Genomic DNA, 15303 nt, shown 5'->3' with positions numbered 1-15303 from the left:
AGAAGCAATGCAGAACCAGGAATTTGAAATCGACGAGTCGCTGCGGCCAGAATCGAGGCGACTGTTTGAGCGCGCCTTGCGTGTGATACCAGGCGGGGTGAACAGTCCGGTGCGCGCCTTCCGCTCGGTAGGCGGAACGCCAGTTTACATGCACAGCGGCGCCGGCTGTCGGCTGCGCGACGTTGACGGCAACGAGTACATTGATTTTTGCAACAGCTGGGGACCGCTGCTTGTGGGCCATCGTCATCCAGGGATACTGCATGCGCTGCAGGATCAGCTGGACCGCGCGCTCAGTTTTGGCACGCCCTGCGAAGAAGAAGCGCTGCTGGCCGAGCTGGCAGTCAGTCGCTTGCATCCGCGCGTTCCAGGCGTGGAGCGCATACGTTTTACCAGCTCAGGCACGGAAGCGGTGATGAGCGCGCTGCGTCTGGCGCGAGGCTTCACCGGGCGCAATAAGATTGTCAAATTTGCCGGCTGCTACCACGGCCACGTCGACAGCATGCTGGTCAAGGCCGGCTCCGGTCTGGCGACGCTCGGCACGCCGGACAGCGCCGGCGTGCCGGCCGCCTTCAGCGGCGAGACCATTGTTCTGCCGCTGGATGATGAAGAGGCTCTGGATTCCGCTTTTCTCAGTCACGGCGACGATATCGCGGCCATAATCATCGAGCCTGTTCCGGCCAACAACGGTTTGCTCTTGCAACGTCCAGAGTTCCTGCAGCGATTGCGAACGCTCAGCGAGCGCGCCGGGGCGCTTCTGATTTTCGATGAGGTGATCAGCGGCTTTCGCATTGGTTTTGGCGGCGCCGCCGAACGCTATGGTATTACTCCAGATCTGGCGACCTATGGCAAGATCATCGGCGGCGGCATGCCGGTTGGCGCCTTTGCCGGTCGCGCGGATATTTTTCAACTACTGGCGCCGGATGGACCGGTCTACCAGGCGGGGACGCTCTCTGGAAATCCCGTGGCCATGTCCGCCGGTCTGGCGCAACTGCGTCTGCTCACTCCCGACGTCTATGATCGGCTGGAGTCCCTGGGCGCACAATTGCAGGAAGGCTTTGAATCGCTGGCGCTGCCCTGGCACATGAGCCGCATCGATTCAATCTTCTGGCTATATCGCGGAAACGAGGCGCCGCGCCGCGCCGATCAAATCGATCGCGATGCAATGAAGGTCTACGCGCACCTGTTTCACTTCATGCTGGCGCGCGGAATCTACCTGGCGCCCTCAGGATACGAAGTCGGTTTTCTTTCGACTCCGATGGCTGAAGCGGAAATCGACCGCCTGCTGGACAGCCTGCGCGAATTCTTCCAGAGGAATTGAGGGGATCGTCGCAGATGATCGGAAAGGGCCCCGCCGGTCTGCGCTCCGCCGCCCGCCGCGCTCCGCTGGGCGCAGCCAGCGCCATTTCGGCAGCTCTCTTTCTACTGCTGGCGGCGCAGCTTGGCTGGTGGCTGATCTTCTTCCAGCGCAACCAGCTTGAATTTCAAATGCTCTACCAGCAGCTGGATACATGGATGTTACGCGCCGCCAACGGCGAAGCGATCAACGGCGATGCGCTTCCCGAGTTGCGGCGCCGCGGCCCGCGCTTTGAGTTGAATCCTTTGCAGCAGCAACGTCGTCAGGAGGAGTTTGATCGAAAACTGACAATGATGGTATCGGAAACCGGATTTGTTTTTCTGGTCTTCAGTTTTGGCGCCCTGCGCGTGGTTCTGGCTGTGCGGCGCGAGCGTCGATTGCAAGAGGAACGACAGGTATTTCTGGATACGCTGACCCATGAACTGAAAACGCCGCTGGCCGCCATGCTGCTCAACCTGCAGACAATTGAGCGCAGAGCATTGCCGGAGGAGCAGCGCCGCGAGCTGCTACAGGAATGTCAGCAGCAGATCTGGCGCCTGGAGGAACAACTGAACAATATTTTGCTCAGTCGCCGCATCGACCGCGATCCATCCCTGGGCTCGGAGAGCCTCAGCCTGCGCTCCGAAATTGAAGACTACTGCCAGCAACACCGGCGCTTGCTTGAAGAGGGCCTCGCTGAGCTGCAGCTGGAAGTCGCCGCCGATCTAGTTGTGCGCATGGACCGCGAGGCCTTGCGTTCCATTCTGGGAAACGCAATCCAGAACGCGTTGCGCTACGCGGGCCCACAGGCGACGCTTGCCATTGTCGCCCGCCGCAACCGCCGCCACATTGAGCTGCACTTCAGCGACAATGGCCCTGGCGTTCCCGATGCGGAGCGCGAACGAATCTTCGAAGCCTTTCATCGATTGCCAGATACGGATCATCCGGTTCAGGGCGCCGGACTGGGTCTGCATCTGGTGCGCCAGCTGGCTGAAGCCGCCGGCGGAACGGCCTACGCCCCGGCCGCGGCGCAGGGCTTTACGCTTGCCTTGCGGCTGCCGGCCGCCAGCGACGGGGCGGCGTGATGGCCCTGATACTACTGGTGGAAGACGAACCCAGTCTGCGCCGCGGCATCCGCTTGAACCTGGAGGCCGAGGGCCATCGTATCGAGGAATATGTCAGCGGCGACCAGGCGGCGGCTGAGTTGCAATCGCGGCGTTCTCCGCTGGAACTGGGCATCCTGGACGTGACCATGCCAGGCCGGCTGGACGGTCTGGCGCTCTGTCGTCGTTTGCGTGAACTTGATTATCAGTTTCCAATTATCTTTTTGACAGCGCGCGGCGCGCTGAAGGATAAGCTGCGCGGCTTTGAAGCAGGCGGCGATGACTACCTGACCAAGCCCTTTGAACTGGAAGAGCTTCTGGCGCGAGTCCGGGCCGGCTTGCGGCGCAACAGCCCGTCGCCGCCGGCCGGCGAGCGATCCGATTTGCGCGCGACCGACCCGCAAGTGGTCATCGGCCGCTGGCGGCTGGATGCGGCCGCCGGCGTAGCCCGCAGCAGCGATGGAGAAATATTTCGCTTCAACGAACGCGAGCTTGCAATTCTGAATTTGCTGTCGGCAGCGCGCGGCCGTCAGGTCCATCGCGATACAATCCTCGATCAGGTCTGGGGTCAGAATGAATACCCGACCAATCGCGCCATCGATAATTACATCGTTAAATTTCGAAAAGTTTTTGAGGACGATCCACAAAATCCGCGCTGGTTTATCACACGACATGGAGTCGGCTACGAGCTGGCGCCAGAGGAATAGTCCGTGAACGCACTGGATACATCTCCGCTGCTGCTGCGCGCTCTGCGCGGCGAACGAACCGAACAGGTTCCCATCTGGTTTATGCGTCAGGCTGGCCGCTACCTTCCGGAGTACCTGGCAACGCGGCAGAAGATGCCGTTTACCGACTTTATGCGCGATGTGGATCGAGCGGTCCGCGTTTCGTTGCAGCCCTATTTGCGCTTTGGCGTGGATGGCGTGATTCTATTCAGCGATATTTTGACGCCCTTGAGCGGCGCCGGCATTGCCCTGCATTTCGAAGAGAAGCGCGGCCCAGTGCTGGAACAGACGATTGAGTCCGATGCCGATCTGTCGCGTCTGGATCGCTTTGACCCGGCGCGCGATTGCGCTTACGTTGGCGAAATACTTGGGCGGCTGCGTACGGCCATCGAGAGCGCTGCTGGCGCCGACTTTGAAACGGTCGCCGGCGCAGGCGTCGATTCCTGGCAAACATCGCGCAAGGGTCGCGGCCGACCTGGCTTGCTTGGTTTTGCCGGCGCACCCTTCACCCTGGCCAGCTATTTGATCGAGGGCGGAACTTCTCGGAAATTTGAGAAAACGAAAGAGGCCTGTTTTCAGCGCAGCGCCTTCTTTAGCCGTCTGTGTACGCGCCTCAGCGATCTGGTTGCAGATCATCTACAGTACCAGATCAAAGCTGGCGCCGAGGCGGTACAGATTTTTGATAGCTGGGCGGGTCAGCTGTCCGCCGCCGACTATCGCGAGTTTGCCGCGCCCTACAGCGCGCGTATCATTGATCGCTTGCGGACGATGTCGCCGCAAACGCCGGTCATTCTGTTTGTTGGCGGAGGTCAGCATCTGCTCACCGAGATGTGCGCCCAGAATCCATCGGCGCTCAGTCTCGATTGGCGCGCCTCGATTGCGGAGGCCCTGCGCGTGGCGCCAGAATCGATGGCGCTGCAGGGCAACCTCGATCCCTTGCTCTTGCACGGCGACGCCGCTCGCCTGCAGGCCGCGATCGAGCAAACGCTGCGCCTCTTCGATGCACATCCCGGCTACGTCTTCAATCTGGGTCATGGCATCCATCCCGGCGCCAGCCTGGACAATGTGTCTTTGATGGTGCGCACGGTTCAAGGGGCGCGGCGCACTCTCCCTTGAGGCGCTGCGGCGCGGCGGCAGGGCCGCGATCAATCCTTTTCTTCTTCGAATAGTTCCGCCGGTTGAATGTGAAAGACCTCGCACAGCGCGCAGATTACGCGATGCGATACATTGTCCGAGCGCTCCAGTTGTTCAACGCGCTGGTGAGTGAAGCCGGAGAAATGCCCGGTAGCAGCAATGCGCCGCGCCAGCTCCCTGGTCGTCCAGGAGCGGGATTCGCGCAACTGTCGGATGGCGGCGCCTTTGAAGCGCATAGCAGTACCAGACGGCGCAAGGGCCGGTCCTGAAGCTGGTCCCCTTCCGGCCTTGGGTCAAGATAAAATTTAGCTTTCGCGAGGCCAATGCCCGCCCCGGCTAAACTTTCTACGGGGCGTTGTTTCGCAGGCGTTCGGCGACCAGTCGGCGTAGCTCAACCATATCGACGTATTTGCCCGGGCAACCGGTCTGTTGAACCTCGCGATGGCCGACAATCCGATCGGGCGGAATATCGTATTCGCGCGCCAGTCGCGCCAGCAAGCCCACGGCGGCGTCCAGTTGTCTGGCCGGAGGCGGGCGGCGATCAAAATTACCTACCATCACAACGGCGATGCCAAAATAGTTCATGTACCAGATGCGCGTAGAATGATTGGGGGCCCGCTCTTTCCAGAGATTGCTCTCTTCAATCTCGCCCATCGAAGTATTGTAGGTCCCGTTGTTGACTACGAAGTGATAGGCGATGTCGGACCAGTGTCGCTCTTCCATATGAATGCGACGGAAATAGGCAAGGTTGCCAGAAACGCCCACCGTATGATGTACAACGATATAGCGAAAGCGAAGTTCACGCCAGTAGTAGCGAGCGCCAATGGCGGCAAAAGCGACCAGACCCAGCGTCGCCAGGATCCATGGCGCCCTGCGAGTCCAGCGTGAAAGCAAGGCTTCGCGTTCGTGGCGCAATCCAGCCGGCGCCAGCGACGACTCGGACTGCAGGAGGGGCGGCTGCCGCGATCGCTCTGTCGACTTCGCCGAGCGACGGCGCGGCGCGTAGTCTTTCACTCCAGCCGGCAGCCAGTGCGCTCGCCGCTGTAGCGGGCGACGGCCTGGCGGCCCATGCCCTGGACGATGACCCGCCGGCCGTCTTTGTCCAGTTCAAAGCTGTCAATTTTCAGCCACTGACGGGCAAAATCGTGGCAGGCCGCTTCGCTGCGCTCCATCACAAAATAGCAGGAACAATACTCTTTGGCATAAAATGAAGGAAGGATTGATGGAAAGGCGCTGAGATGGCGCCAGTTGGCGCCAATCCAGAGCGCCACCAGGAGCGCTGTAATCGAAAGAAGGGTTAACGATATTTTCTTAAATGTTTCCATGGTAATTACTGGCGCCAGGCTCAACGCCGTACCGCCTCCTTGAGCAAGCGCATCATCTGATTGAGATCAAAGTTGCCATCGCGGTCGTCGCCAAGCCGCACCAGCACAATATCCAGCGAAGGGATTATGGCAACTACCTGACCCCAGTGACCCTTGGCCATGAAGGCGTCCTCCGGCGCATCGGGATACTTGCTCGGTATGCCAGTCGGCGGATAGCCGACCAGCAGATGGAATTGCGCTCCGTAAACTGCATTCTCCAGTTCATCGTAGGGCCTCGTGGTGGCATAGCCGGGGGCCGGCGTACGGCTGAAATCCACCCAGCCCTCCGGCAGCAGGCGCTTGCCCTCCCAGACCCCGTCATTCAAATAGAGGAAGCCAAACTTGGCATAGTCGCGGGCCGTCATGTAAAGATAAGAAGATCCAATAAAAGTCCCGACTTGATCTGTCTCCCACACCGCCTGGATGCCAAGCGGATTAAAAAGTTCGTCCCAGGGTAAGGAAGCATACTGCTGGTCGTTGAGCCCGCTGTGCAGTGCGGCCATCACAACGTTGGTATCGCCGCTGGAATAATAGACGTATTCGCCGGGCGTGGCGCGCATCTCCTGCTCGCCGGTGAAGCGCGCCATATCGTGATGACCGCTGGTATAAAGCATGGCCACCACAGTGGATTTAAGCGGCGCGAATTCGTACTCCTCCTGAAAGGAGAGTCCGGAACTCATGTTCAATAGATGACGCAGTTTGATTTCCCGTTTCCCGGGAGTGTTGAGCGGCGGGTAATAGCGCCACGCTGGCTGATCAATATCGATGCGACCCTGGAGTTGCGCACGGCCGGCCAGCGCGTTAACGAAGGACTTTGCTACGCTCCAGCTATTGTGTCGAGAGCTGGCGTTGAAATCGCGAGCGTATTGTTCGTAGACAAGTTTGCCGTTGCGAATCAAGACAACGGCGTCGGTGCGAATTCCCGCGCGATTCTGCTCGTCGCCGCTACGGGTGAACAGATAGTCGCTCAGCTTCTTCAGCGCAGCCGGATCGATGCCCTCGGTTTCAGGGGCGCTTATTTGCCAGTCGCGGGTGGGCCAGTAGCTGCGCGGCGGCGGCGATAGCGGAAAGAGCTGGGGGGCCTGGGCGTCGCCGCCGGGACCGCAAGCCGTCCAGAAGCAAAGGCCGGCGACGCCGGCGCAGAGCAGCATTGCAATTTGTCTCATCGAGCGCCTTCCAAAAAAAGAATACACTGGCCTCAGCCTTGCCGCCGGTCGCGACGGCCTACAAGCAGATTTTCCTGTTCCACACCGTGCATACTGCAGTATCAATTTTGAAATCTTACTGAAGGTAGCGCCATTCGTCGCTCAAAGAATGAACGCCGTCGCCCTGGTCTACTCCGTACCAGGCGCGCAGCAGGTAGCGTCGATCTGCTGCAGACTCATGTCTTTCCAGCAAGGATTTGAGATCGACGCGATAATCCAGCCGCAGGCGCGCCAGTCCTTCTTGCAGCGTAGCCTCACGATCGCGGCCTGCGCCAGCACAGCGCGCGGCATTGGCCAGCGCTCTTTGCGCTTCTCCCAGTTGAAGCCGCGCCTCAATGGCGAGTGCGCAAAGTCGCGGTTCGCTACTGCCCAGATCCATGGCGCGCTCCAGTAGCGGAGCGGCGCGAGCATAGTCGCGCGCACGATAGCGAATCCACGCCAGGCCAAAGGGCGCCTCCGCGTGTTGCGGCGCCACGCTCAACAAGCGATCCAGCTGCTGCTCGGCGTAAGCATAATCTTCGTTGGCCAGTGCATCGCCGATCAGCTGCAGCCCTGCGGCTGTGGAGCGCCCCTGCATCCATATCCTCTCCAGCAGAATGCGCCGCTCCAGGGCCTGGTCGGGCTGCACACAATCGCGCGCCATCTGTAAATAGGCGGCCTCCTGGGCGCTCTGGCTCTGGCCTGCTATGCCCTGGTCTGCAACCTCGGCAATTGCCGCGGAATCTTCCAGGATTGAAAATAGCCGCAATCGATTCCAGAGGGCTTCGAGCGAACCGGCTCTCTGCGCCGCCTGCCAATCTTTTTCTGCCAGGCGTGCGTCGCCGATACGAAGCTGTAACAATCCTCGATCATTGAGTTCACAGGCTGATTGGGCGGCGCTGAGCTGCTGCAGCGCCGAAGACACTTCCGCTTCGCGCAAGCCGGCATTGCAATAGCGATAGCGCGGATCGTTTTCGCTGCGTTCGGAATTGCGCAAGGCGCCCTGGCAGGCGGGGACTGAAAGGAATGCAAGAAGGACAATCGTCCGCAGCAGCGACACAGGGAAGCGCCGCCCGCCGCCTTTCCGGCGTCAATCAGAGCCCGCGTCCGCGCCTGGGCGCTCCGGAGTTGGCCGGCGTTCCCGAAAAATGAAGTGCGGCCGCAGCGGCCGGACGCCAGAAAGTTCCTGGCCGTGGGAGACATAATCCTCCAGATTGCCCGGCTGCGGCGCTTTGCTCAACCGTTTCATGGAACAGGACCTATTGCCCTTTCAGCGTGCGGCCTTCGCGCCGCCCGCCAGCGCCGTTCGCCGGCCAGCCGATCTTGAACTGGGCGAGCTGTGCGGCGCTCAGAGCGCGGAGGACCTGGATTTTGCCTTTGGCGTACTCGATGCCCATCGTATCAAGCTCTCCCATCTCTACGATAAGCTATCCAGTCTGTCCAATTCTCGTACGCGTTTGCTGCCGCATCAGATCGAAGCGACGCACATCGTCGCCAACGCGCTGCGACCGCGCTACCTGCTGGCGGACGAGGTAGGGCTGGGCAAGACCGTCGAAGCCGGACTGATCTTGAAGGAATTGCTTTTTCGCAAGGGCTATTCTCGCGTGCTGGTCGCGGCGCCGGCGCCGCTGACGATTCAGTGGCAGCAAGAGCTGAAAAACAAATTCAACGAGGACTACGAAATACTAGAGCGGCGCAACTTTTATGAATTTGCCGCCGCCTGGTCCCGGCATCCGCGCATCCTGACTTCTATCGATTTTATAAAGAATCCGCGCTATGCTGATGAGCTGCTCAAGGCGCGCTGGGATGTCGTGGTTTTCGATGAGGCCCATCGCCTGCGTCGCGACTATTCCAAAGTGACTCACGCCTACGCCTTTGCGGAGCGTATTGCCGAGCGTTGCGAGGCGCTGCTTTTGCTATCAGCCACGCCCTTTCGCGGGAAGTTGGAAGAGCTATACTATCTGGTGCGTTTGCTTGATCCCCATCTGCTTGGGCCGCATCAGTCCTTCCTGCAAGAGTATGTTCTGGGCATGGACGATGCGCCGGACTCTCGGCGTCTGGCGGAACTGCGCAGCAAGGTCGCCAGGGTGATGCTGCGGCGTCGCAAGGTGGAGGTGGGCGGATTTACCAAGCGCCATGCGCGAACGGTGCGCTTTGAGCTGGGCCCGGAGGAACGCGCCTTTTACGATGAGACTACGGACTATGTGCGTCGGGAATACAATCTGGCAATGCGCGAAAAGAACCGTGCCGTCAGCTTCATCATGATTGTATTCCAGAAGCTGCTGGACAGCTCGACGCGCGCATTGCTGCGCGCTCTGGAAAAGCGCAAGGCCAATCTGGAACAGAGCCTGACCGGACTGCGCGCTGCGCTGGGCGCCGAATTCAATCTGGAGGACAGGCTGGAGGAGCTGGAAGACAGCGACGATCCGGAAACGGAACTGGACTCTCTGGAGCGCAGTCCGCAGCGAACCTTTAAGGAGATGCGCAAGGAAGCCATGACCCTGGGCTTTCTGATCCGCATGGGACGGTCCATCCGCGGCGATCGCAAATTTACCAAGATGGTCGAGACCATGGAGCGGATGCGACGCGAGGGCCACTCCAAGTTCGTAATTTTCACTCAGTTTCGCACCACGCAGGACTATCTGGAAGAAGGCCTCAGCGCGGCCGGCTTTCGCGTCGTTTCCTTTCATGGCTCGCTGAGCTTGCAGGCCAAGGAGGAGGCCATTCAGCAATTTCGAGCGCAGGGCGATGTCTTGATTTGCACTGAAGCTGGCGGCGAAGGCCGCAATCTGCAGTTCGCTTCCATCTTAATCAACTATGATCTGCCCTGGTCGCCTCTGAAAATTGAACAGCGTATCGGCCGCATCCATCGCTTTGGGCAGACGCGCGACGTCTACATCGTCAACTTTGCCACCCGCGACACGGTCGCGGAACGCGTACTGGAAGTGCTGGAGAAGAAGATCAAACTATTCGAGGAAACGATCGGTCCGCCGGATATCCTGCTCGGCGTGCTGGAGGATGAGTTTGATTTTCAGAACAGTTTGATGGGCTTTATTACCGGTCAGAAGAGTCGCGCCGAACTGGAGCAGGAATTGGAAGCCAAGCTGCGCATCGCCGATAGCGGTTATCGCAAGCTGAACGATCTGGTAACGCCGCACTGCCTGGATTTCAATCTGAGCGACTACTACGATCATACTCGTTCGCGTCGTCGCCTGGACAATGACGAGATCGAACGGCTCTGCCAGCGCTACAGCGCTCTATCGACGAATGCGCGCTTCCAGCTGCGAAAGGCGCCTCCGGCATTGCTCAGCGCTGGCGCGCAGGCGACGCCGGCCTTTGCCTCGGCCCCCGCCGCCGACTATCTGCTCTACGACGAGCAGCGGCGCAGCGAACGCCCGGCCACCTTTCGTTCGGAGCTGGCTCTGGAGCAGGAGAGCGTAGAATTTCTGGCTGTCGGTCATGCCTTTGTCGACGAGGCGCTGCGCTATTTTCTGGAACATTCCGGGCGCAAGACTATCCGCCGCTTGCGCGGCGTCGGCAAGCGCGGCCTCTATTTTGTTTTTCTCTGCCACTACCAGAATGGAATGAGTCGTGTGGAATTACAGGGGGCGCTGGCCAGCGGTCCGAATTACGAGCGCGTCGGCGCCCTGGATGAGCCGCTGTTTCCGCCAGGCGTGCGCGGCAGCGCTTACCAGAGTCTGCCGCTGCCCGCCAATGATGAGTTGCTGGCAATGCTGAAGGCGCCAGCGGCCGCTGCACTGCAGGTCATTTTGAAAGATGCCGAAGGGCGGGCCGAAAAATTGAAAGATGCCTTGCATCCGGTCTTCAAGCGCGAAGAGTACAAGCTGGAGATCAGCTACGGGAAGAAAATCCGCCAGCTGGAGGAACGATTGGATCGCGCGCGCTTGAAGCTGCGCCAGAATCAGGCCGTCGCCCAGCGCTCGCAGGTTACGCGGCTGGAAAATGAGCTGCTGCGCGCACGTCAGGAGCGCGAGCGTCGCGTGCTCCGCGTGCGGCGCGACAGCCGCGTCGACGCAGAGCTTGAACTATTGCAAGTATATGTACTGGAATAAGCATCGAAGGCGTCAGTGGCCTTCGGCATGCAGTCCTGGCGCAACCGGCGCTGGCCTTTTGGACCAGAAGAAGGCCAGGGTCAATCCGGTGATGTACATCCACAGACTGAAGATTGCCGCTGGCATGGCCACCGTGGCGTTGAAGTATTGCAGGGCGATGGCCAGACCGAGCGTCGTATTCTGCACGGCAACTTCGATGGCAATGGTGCGGGACTGCGCCACGGGCACGCGCAGGAGGCGCGGCGTAAAGTAGCCAAGCAGCAGCGCCAGGCTATTGTGCAGGACCACGGCAACGCCCACGGCGCCGACGATATCCAGGAATTGTTCGCGGTTCTTAAAGATTACCAGCGCAATGAGGCCAAGCAGCAACAAGATGCCGAAAATCTTGAACGGCTTCTCGATGGCGCCGGCAACCTTGCCGGCATATTTGCGCAACAGCATGCCCAGCAGCACCGGAATCACGATGATCACCGCGACAAATTTTACCATGTCGATCATCGATACGTCAACTTCGACCTGACCGGCGCCCACATAGCCTCCAAGAAATTTGACAATCAAGGGCGTGAAAAGCGGACAGAGTAGAGTGGAAAGGGCGGTAATGATTACGGCCAGGGCAACGTCGGTTTTAGCCAGAAAGTTGAGCAGATTGGAAGTGGCGCCGCTAGGGCAGGAGGCCACAATGATTACGCCCACAGCAAGTTCCGGCGGCAGCTTTAAGATCAAAACGACGGCCAGGGCGGCGATGGGCATCAATACAAAGTGGCCTACCGAACCGATCAGCACCTGCCACGGCGTCTGGCCAACGCGTCGAAAATCGCGAAAGGTCAGACCGAGGCCCATGCCAAACATGACCACTGCCAGCATGACCCCAAGCATGGCTTGCGAGTTCTGATCTATTTGCATGGGCCAGACGCCAGCTCACGGAATCGGGAAGGCAATCAAAAAGTGACGCGTCCAAAACGAAAATGCGGTTGTCGCACCGTCCCCGGATCACTCGGGGATGCGAATCTCAACCGGATCGCCGGCGCGCAGCTGCAGCATCTGGGCTGCGTCGCCCAGATTTACGGCGATCTCAAAGAGCCCGGCTGAGCCGCGATAGAAAAGCAACTCTCCAGGACGCTGGGAGGAATAGCCAAGCACGCAACCCTGAATCACTGCGCTGCCGGCGCGCAGCAAGAGCGCTGAATCCGCCGCCCTGGGGAATTTTGCTCCAAATTCTTCACAGTCGATGTTAGTAATCAGATTTCCGAAACGGTCGACGTAGATGATTGCTCCATGAGCCCCCTCGCGCCGCCAGGCGACGGCCGGCCAGTCCAGTCGCGCCCAATCATCGAGGCGCGGTCCGCATTCTTTGAGCGGAGCGCCGCCGGCCAGTCGCGCCGCGACCGGAGCAAAGATATCACGGCCATGAAAGGTCGCCGAGGGCTTGCTGGAAAGCCAGTCGGGATTTTCCACGGAGTGCACGTCTGCAGAATCGTTCAGAATGTGCGTCAACAGACCATTGTCCGGCGCCACAAAAAAACGGCCGTTGCAGCGCGCGGCCAGGGCGCGCCGATTGGAACCAACGCCAGGGTCCACGACGCAACAGAATACGGTCCCGGCCGGATAGTACTGCACGCTGGCCCGCAGCATGAAAGCGCCCTCGCGGACGTCGCCGCGACGAACATCGTGGCAAAGGTCCAGCACCGCAGTCTGCGGCGCTCGCTCCGCCAGAACCCCGCGCATTACGCCAACAAACCAGTCGCGCGTAGAAAAATCCGTAAGCAGTACAATGGGTCCCACCAGCACAGCGAGCGGACGCACGCGGGTCAGGTCAAGCCTTCGATTCTGAATCGAAGGCTTCGCCGCGGCGCAGTAAAATATGAAACAGGGCAATTCCCTCTTCGACCGGATCGGAGGCCTTGCGCGCTCGCAGCAGATCATTCATCTCCAGAACAATCAGCCCGTACATCCACGACCACATTGTGCGGGCGATGGCAGGATAGCTGCGCCGCGAAAAGCGAATGGCCCCGCTCTGGATGCCGCGACGAATCGTTTCCAGAAAGACGCGGTAGCTCGTGGGCAGCGCCGGCAGGGCCTGGCGGTAAAGCTTTCCGCCTCCGGAATTAAACATCAATTTGTGCAACTCGCGATTGCGCGATGAGAAACTCCAGTAAGCATGGGCAATGGCGTTGAGCTGCAGATAAACATCGGGCGAACTGACCTGGGCCTGTCGCAATTCAGCGGTCAATTGGCGTTCGCCGGCGGCAATCAGCTCGCGAATGATCTCTTCGCGGCTGGTAAAGTGCGCATAGGGGCTGGCCACGCTGCATTTGAGCCGCTCTGCAATGCGGCGCATGCTCAGCGCCTCGACCTGCTCTTCCATCAGAATGGCCAGCGAGGCTTCCAGAATCTCCTGACGACTGAGCGATCCGCGCGTGCGGCGCGCCGGCCGCTCTGAACGGCGGGCGCGGGCGGCGGGTTTTCGTGCAGGCGCCATCGCGTTCATGGCGCCTGCGGTCCCTGGATCTGTCAACTCGCCGCCGCCAGCGTTTCCTGCTTTGTGAAGCGGATTACGCCAAGGGCGTTCAGCAGACGCGTGATCTGGTAGCCCGGATCGATCTCAAACCAGCGCGCCGCAAAATTGGGCGATGTCGCTCGACCGTGGTGGTTGTTCTGAAAGAGTTCGCCCAGCACCAGAAAGTCCACCGGCAGAGTATTGCGCGATTCATCCTTCGTTTTGGGAAAGTTTACATAGCCATACTTGTGGCCGCCCCAGTTCACAATGGCGCCGTGGATTGGTCCCATCAGCCAGTGCATCGGCAGTAGCAGGTACCAGCCCCATTGACCTTCGGGGACTACAGCGATATAGAAAAGGGCGTAGAGCGCGCCAAAGGCGATGCGAAAGATCCACGATTGCCCGAGGCGCTCAAGCATCGGCCATTGTGGCGCGCCCTGAGCGAATTCGCGCGGCGGCGTGACGCGCCGGTAGCAGTAGTCGTCGTAGCGTTGCTTGGTTTTCCACATCATGTCAAAGAAGTTCGCAGAATGATGCGGACTGTGCGGGTCCTTTTCGGTGTCGCTGTAGGCGTGGTGCATGCGATGCAGAACTGCGTAGCCATAGGGGTTTAGATAGGACGGCCCCTGGGCCAGCAATGTGAAGAGGTGCCAGAATCGCTCCCAGGCCTTGCTCATCGTAAACATCTTATGCGAGGCATAGCGATGCAGAAAGAAGGTCTGGGCAAAGGCCGAAAGGAACCAGTGGGCCGTGAAAAACGCCAGGATAGCGATCATAGGATAAGTCTCCCCGTTCCGACTTGCGCCGGGTCGATTGTCTAACATCGTTAGATATTGGATGCGCCATGGCTAACTTTGTTAGTTATTTCCGCCACTATAATTAACGTCGTTAGTTTTGACAAGCAGTATTCGCTTGAGGGCCCGGGGCCGGGCTGTGGCCCCTGCGGGGCTTCCTTTTGGTTGACGGCGCCAGTCTCGGGCTCGTGCTCAGTCGTCCTATGGAACGCAGCCTGAGCATTGACGGGCTTCGCCTGCAGCTTTTTGAGTACGGCGCCGGCTCGCCCTGCTTGATGTTGCACGGTTATCCGCAAGACCACCGTTGCTGGCGCAAGGTCATACCGTTTCTTGAGGGCAAGCGGCGTATTCTGGCGCCCGACTGGTTTGGCTGGGGGGCCTCTGAGCGCTCGCTCACGGCCAGTTTGCGTTATGAGGACGAGTTTCCACGGGTTGGCAAGTTGCTCGATCTTCTTGGAATTCAACAGGTCGATTTGATTGGCCATGACTATGGCGGCCTGATGGCGCTGGCTTATGCGGCGCAGAATCCGCAGCGCGTACGTACGCTGGCCTTGATCAATACCCGGGCCCACGGGGCGATCGCTTTTGCAACCAGACTGCTGCTTAACGGGATGGTGGCATTGGCGCAAACGCCGGCAACCCGGGTTTTGATTTCGCTCTTACCGCTCAAAATCATTCATCAATCGATGTTTGCTCCATTTGTAGCCAACGGCTGCTTTTCTTCCAGCGAGCTTGATGATTACCTTTCTTTTCTGGATTCGCCGCACGGCCGGAAGTGGTTTGCTCACTTTTATCGCCACTTTCGCACCACGCCGCGCCGCGAACTTGGCGAACGGGCGCGCCGCTTTTCTTTTCCAGTTGCTATCATCTGGGGCGACGAGGACCGCTATTTCCCGTTTGCGATTGGCAAGGACCTTGCCGCTCGATTGCAGCAATGCACGGTGACGCAGCTGCGCGGCGCTGGACATTTTTCGCCAGAGGAAAGGCCGCGCGAAGTAGCCGAGGCGCTCATCGCCTTGCTGGATCTTGCGGATTCTGGCAAATTGCCGCGTAACAAAAGCGATTCGACTTCTTAAAGACGCGTGGAAAGTCATCC

At 59.6% G+C, this 15303-nt stretch carries 15 protein-coding genes; 6 read left to right on the top strand and 9 right to left on the bottom strand.

The features are described 5' to 3' along the window. The first annotated feature begins 7 nt into the window (after positions 1–7). Genes K1X75_13395 through K1X75_13380 form a run of 4 tightly spaced genes read left to right on the top strand, consistent with a single transcriptional unit; the run spans position 8 to position 4277 of the window. Positions 8–1318, top strand: coding sequence for a glutamate-1-semialdehyde 2,1-aminomutase (locus K1X75_13395; GenBank protein ID MBX7059055.1), 1311 nt, complete (start codon positions 8–10; stop codon positions 1316–1318). A 14-nt stretch (positions 1319–1332) separates the two neighbouring features. After that, positions 1333–2418, top strand: coding sequence for a HAMP domain-containing histidine kinase (locus tag K1X75_13390; GenBank protein ID MBX7059054.1), 1086 nt, complete (start codon positions 1333–1335; stop codon positions 2416–2418). After that, positions 2418–3143 carry a response regulator transcription factor gene (locus K1X75_13385; GenBank protein ID MBX7059053.1) on the top strand — a complete coding sequence of 242 codons (726 nt, stop codon included), beginning with the start codon at positions 2418–2420 and terminating at the stop codon, positions 3141–3143. The genes K1X75_13390 and K1X75_13385 overlap by 1 nt, the downstream gene beginning before the upstream one ends. A 3-nt stretch (positions 3144–3146) precedes the next feature. Continuing rightward, the gene (locus K1X75_13380; protein ID MBX7059052.1) at positions 3147–4277 is read left to right on the top strand and encodes a uroporphyrinogen decarboxylase; all 1131 of its coding nucleotides are present in this window, start codon (positions 3147–3149) and stop codon (positions 4275–4277) included. A 29-nt stretch (positions 4278–4306) separates the two neighbouring features. Here K1X75_13380 and K1X75_13375 read toward each other — a convergent pair whose 3' ends face one another. From K1X75_13375 to K1X75_13355, 5 genes are all read right to left on the bottom strand, one after another. Next, positions 4307–4531: a helix-turn-helix transcriptional regulator gene (locus K1X75_13375; GenBank protein MBX7059051.1), complete on the bottom strand. Its 225-nt coding sequence runs from the start codon at positions 4529–4531 to the stop codon at positions 4307–4309. Positions 4532–4640: 109 nt separating this feature from the next. Then, positions 4641–5309 carry an N-acetylmuramoyl-L-alanine amidase gene (locus K1X75_13370; protein MBX7059050.1) on the bottom strand — a complete coding sequence of 223 codons (669 nt, stop codon included), beginning with the start codon at positions 5307–5309 and terminating at the stop codon, positions 4641–4643. Further along, positions 5306–5620 (bottom strand): hypothetical protein, encoded by a 315-nt coding sequence (locus tag K1X75_13365; GenBank protein MBX7059049.1) that lies wholly within the window; start codon positions 5618–5620, stop codon positions 5306–5308. Before K1X75_13365 ends, K1X75_13370 begins: the two co-directional genes overlap by 4 nt. 20 nt (positions 5621–5640) lie before the next feature. Continuing rightward, positions 5641–6825 carry a beta-lactamase family protein gene (locus K1X75_13360; protein MBX7059048.1) on the bottom strand — a complete coding sequence of 395 codons (1185 nt, stop codon included), beginning with the start codon at positions 6823–6825 and terminating at the stop codon, positions 5641–5643. Positions 6826–6940: 115 nt separating this feature from the next. Then, positions 6941–7903, bottom strand: a complete 963-nt coding sequence (locus tag K1X75_13355) for a hypothetical protein (GenBank protein ID MBX7059047.1) — start codon at positions 7901–7903, stop codon at positions 6941–6943. Between the two features lie 187 nt (positions 7904–8090). Here K1X75_13355 and K1X75_13350 point away from each other — a divergent pair, with 187 nt between their 5' ends. Further along, positions 8091–10916 carry a DEAD/DEAH box helicase family protein gene (locus K1X75_13350; protein MBX7059046.1) on the top strand — a complete coding sequence of 942 codons (2826 nt, stop codon included), beginning with the start codon at positions 8091–8093 and terminating at the stop codon, positions 10914–10916. A 12-nt stretch (positions 10917–10928) separates the two neighbouring features. Here K1X75_13350 and K1X75_13345 read toward each other — a convergent pair whose 3' ends face one another. From K1X75_13345 to K1X75_13330, 4 genes are all read right to left on the bottom strand, one after another. Continuing rightward, positions 10929–11819 carry a bile acid:sodium symporter family protein gene (locus K1X75_13345; protein MBX7059045.1) on the bottom strand — a complete coding sequence of 297 codons (891 nt, stop codon included), beginning with the start codon at positions 11817–11819 and terminating at the stop codon, positions 10929–10931. A gap of 87 nt (positions 11820–11906) precedes the next feature. Further along, positions 11907–12719 (bottom strand): SAM-dependent chlorinase/fluorinase, encoded by an 813-nt coding sequence (locus K1X75_13340; GenBank protein MBX7059044.1) that lies wholly within the window; start codon positions 12717–12719, stop codon positions 11907–11909. Between the two features lie 10 nt (positions 12720–12729). Next, positions 12730–13395: a TetR/AcrR family transcriptional regulator gene (locus K1X75_13335; protein ID MBX7059043.1), complete on the bottom strand. Its 666-nt coding sequence runs from the start codon at positions 13393–13395 to the stop codon at positions 12730–12732. A 32-nt stretch (positions 13396–13427) separates the two neighbouring features. Further along, a complete protein-coding gene (locus K1X75_13330) occupies positions 13428–14189 on the bottom strand; it encodes an acyl-CoA desaturase (protein MBX7059042.1) in 762 nt (253 codons plus the stop codon). 206 nt (positions 14190–14395) lie between these two features. Here K1X75_13330 and K1X75_13325 point away from each other — a divergent pair, with 206 nt between their 5' ends. Next, positions 14396–15283 carry an alpha/beta hydrolase gene (locus K1X75_13325; GenBank protein ID MBX7059041.1) on the top strand — a complete coding sequence of 296 codons (888 nt, stop codon included), beginning with the start codon at positions 14396–14398 and terminating at the stop codon, positions 15281–15283. Positions 15284–15303 lie beyond the last annotated feature (20 nt).

Source organism: Leptospirales bacterium (assembly GCA_019694655.1).
Lineage (GTDB): Bacteria > Spirochaetota > Leptospiria > Leptospirales > Leptonemataceae > SSF53.
The sequence above is the reverse complement of the archived record's forward strand: the minus strand, read 5'-3'. Positions and strand labels throughout refer to the sequence as shown.

What these genes read in the sequence shown, in the direction of transcription:
- K1X75_13365 (MBX7059049.1), bottom strand. Translation starts at nt 5,620, where the DNA reads ATGGAAACATTTAAGAAAATATCGTTAACCCTTCTTTCGATTACAGCG.
- K1X75_13345 (MBX7059045.1), bottom strand. Translation starts at nt 11,819, where the DNA reads ATGCAAATAGATCAGAACTCGCAAGCCATGCTTGGGGTCATGCTGGCA.
- K1X75_13395 (MBX7059055.1), top strand. Translation starts at nt 8, where the DNA reads ATGCAGAACCAGGAATTTGAAATCGACGAGTCGCTGCGGCCAGAATCG.
- K1X75_13350 (MBX7059046.1), top strand. Translation starts at nt 8,091, where the DNA reads ATGGAACAGGACCTATTGCCCTTTCAGCGTGCGGCCTTCGCGCCGCCC.
- K1X75_13375 (MBX7059051.1), bottom strand. Translation starts at nt 4,531, where the DNA reads ATGCGCTTCAAAGGCGCCGCCATCCGACAGTTGCGCGAATCCCGCTCC.
- K1X75_13385 (MBX7059053.1), top strand. Translation starts at nt 2,418, where the DNA reads ATGGCCCTGATACTACTGGTGGAAGACGAACCCAGTCTGCGCCGCGGC.
- K1X75_13335 (MBX7059043.1), bottom strand. Translation starts at nt 13,395, where the DNA reads ATGGCGCCTGCACGAAAACCCGCCGCCCGCGCCCGCCGTTCAGAGCGG.
- K1X75_13390 (MBX7059054.1), top strand. Translation starts at nt 1,333, where the DNA reads ATGATCGGAAAGGGCCCCGCCGGTCTGCGCTCCGCCGCCCGCCGCGCT.
- K1X75_13330 (MBX7059042.1), bottom strand. Translation starts at nt 14,189, where the DNA reads ATGATCGCTATCCTGGCGTTTTTCACGGCCCACTGGTTCCTTTCGGCC.
- K1X75_13360 (MBX7059048.1), bottom strand. Translation starts at nt 6,825, where the DNA reads ATGAGACAAATTGCAATGCTGCTCTGCGCCGGCGTCGCCGGCCTTTGC.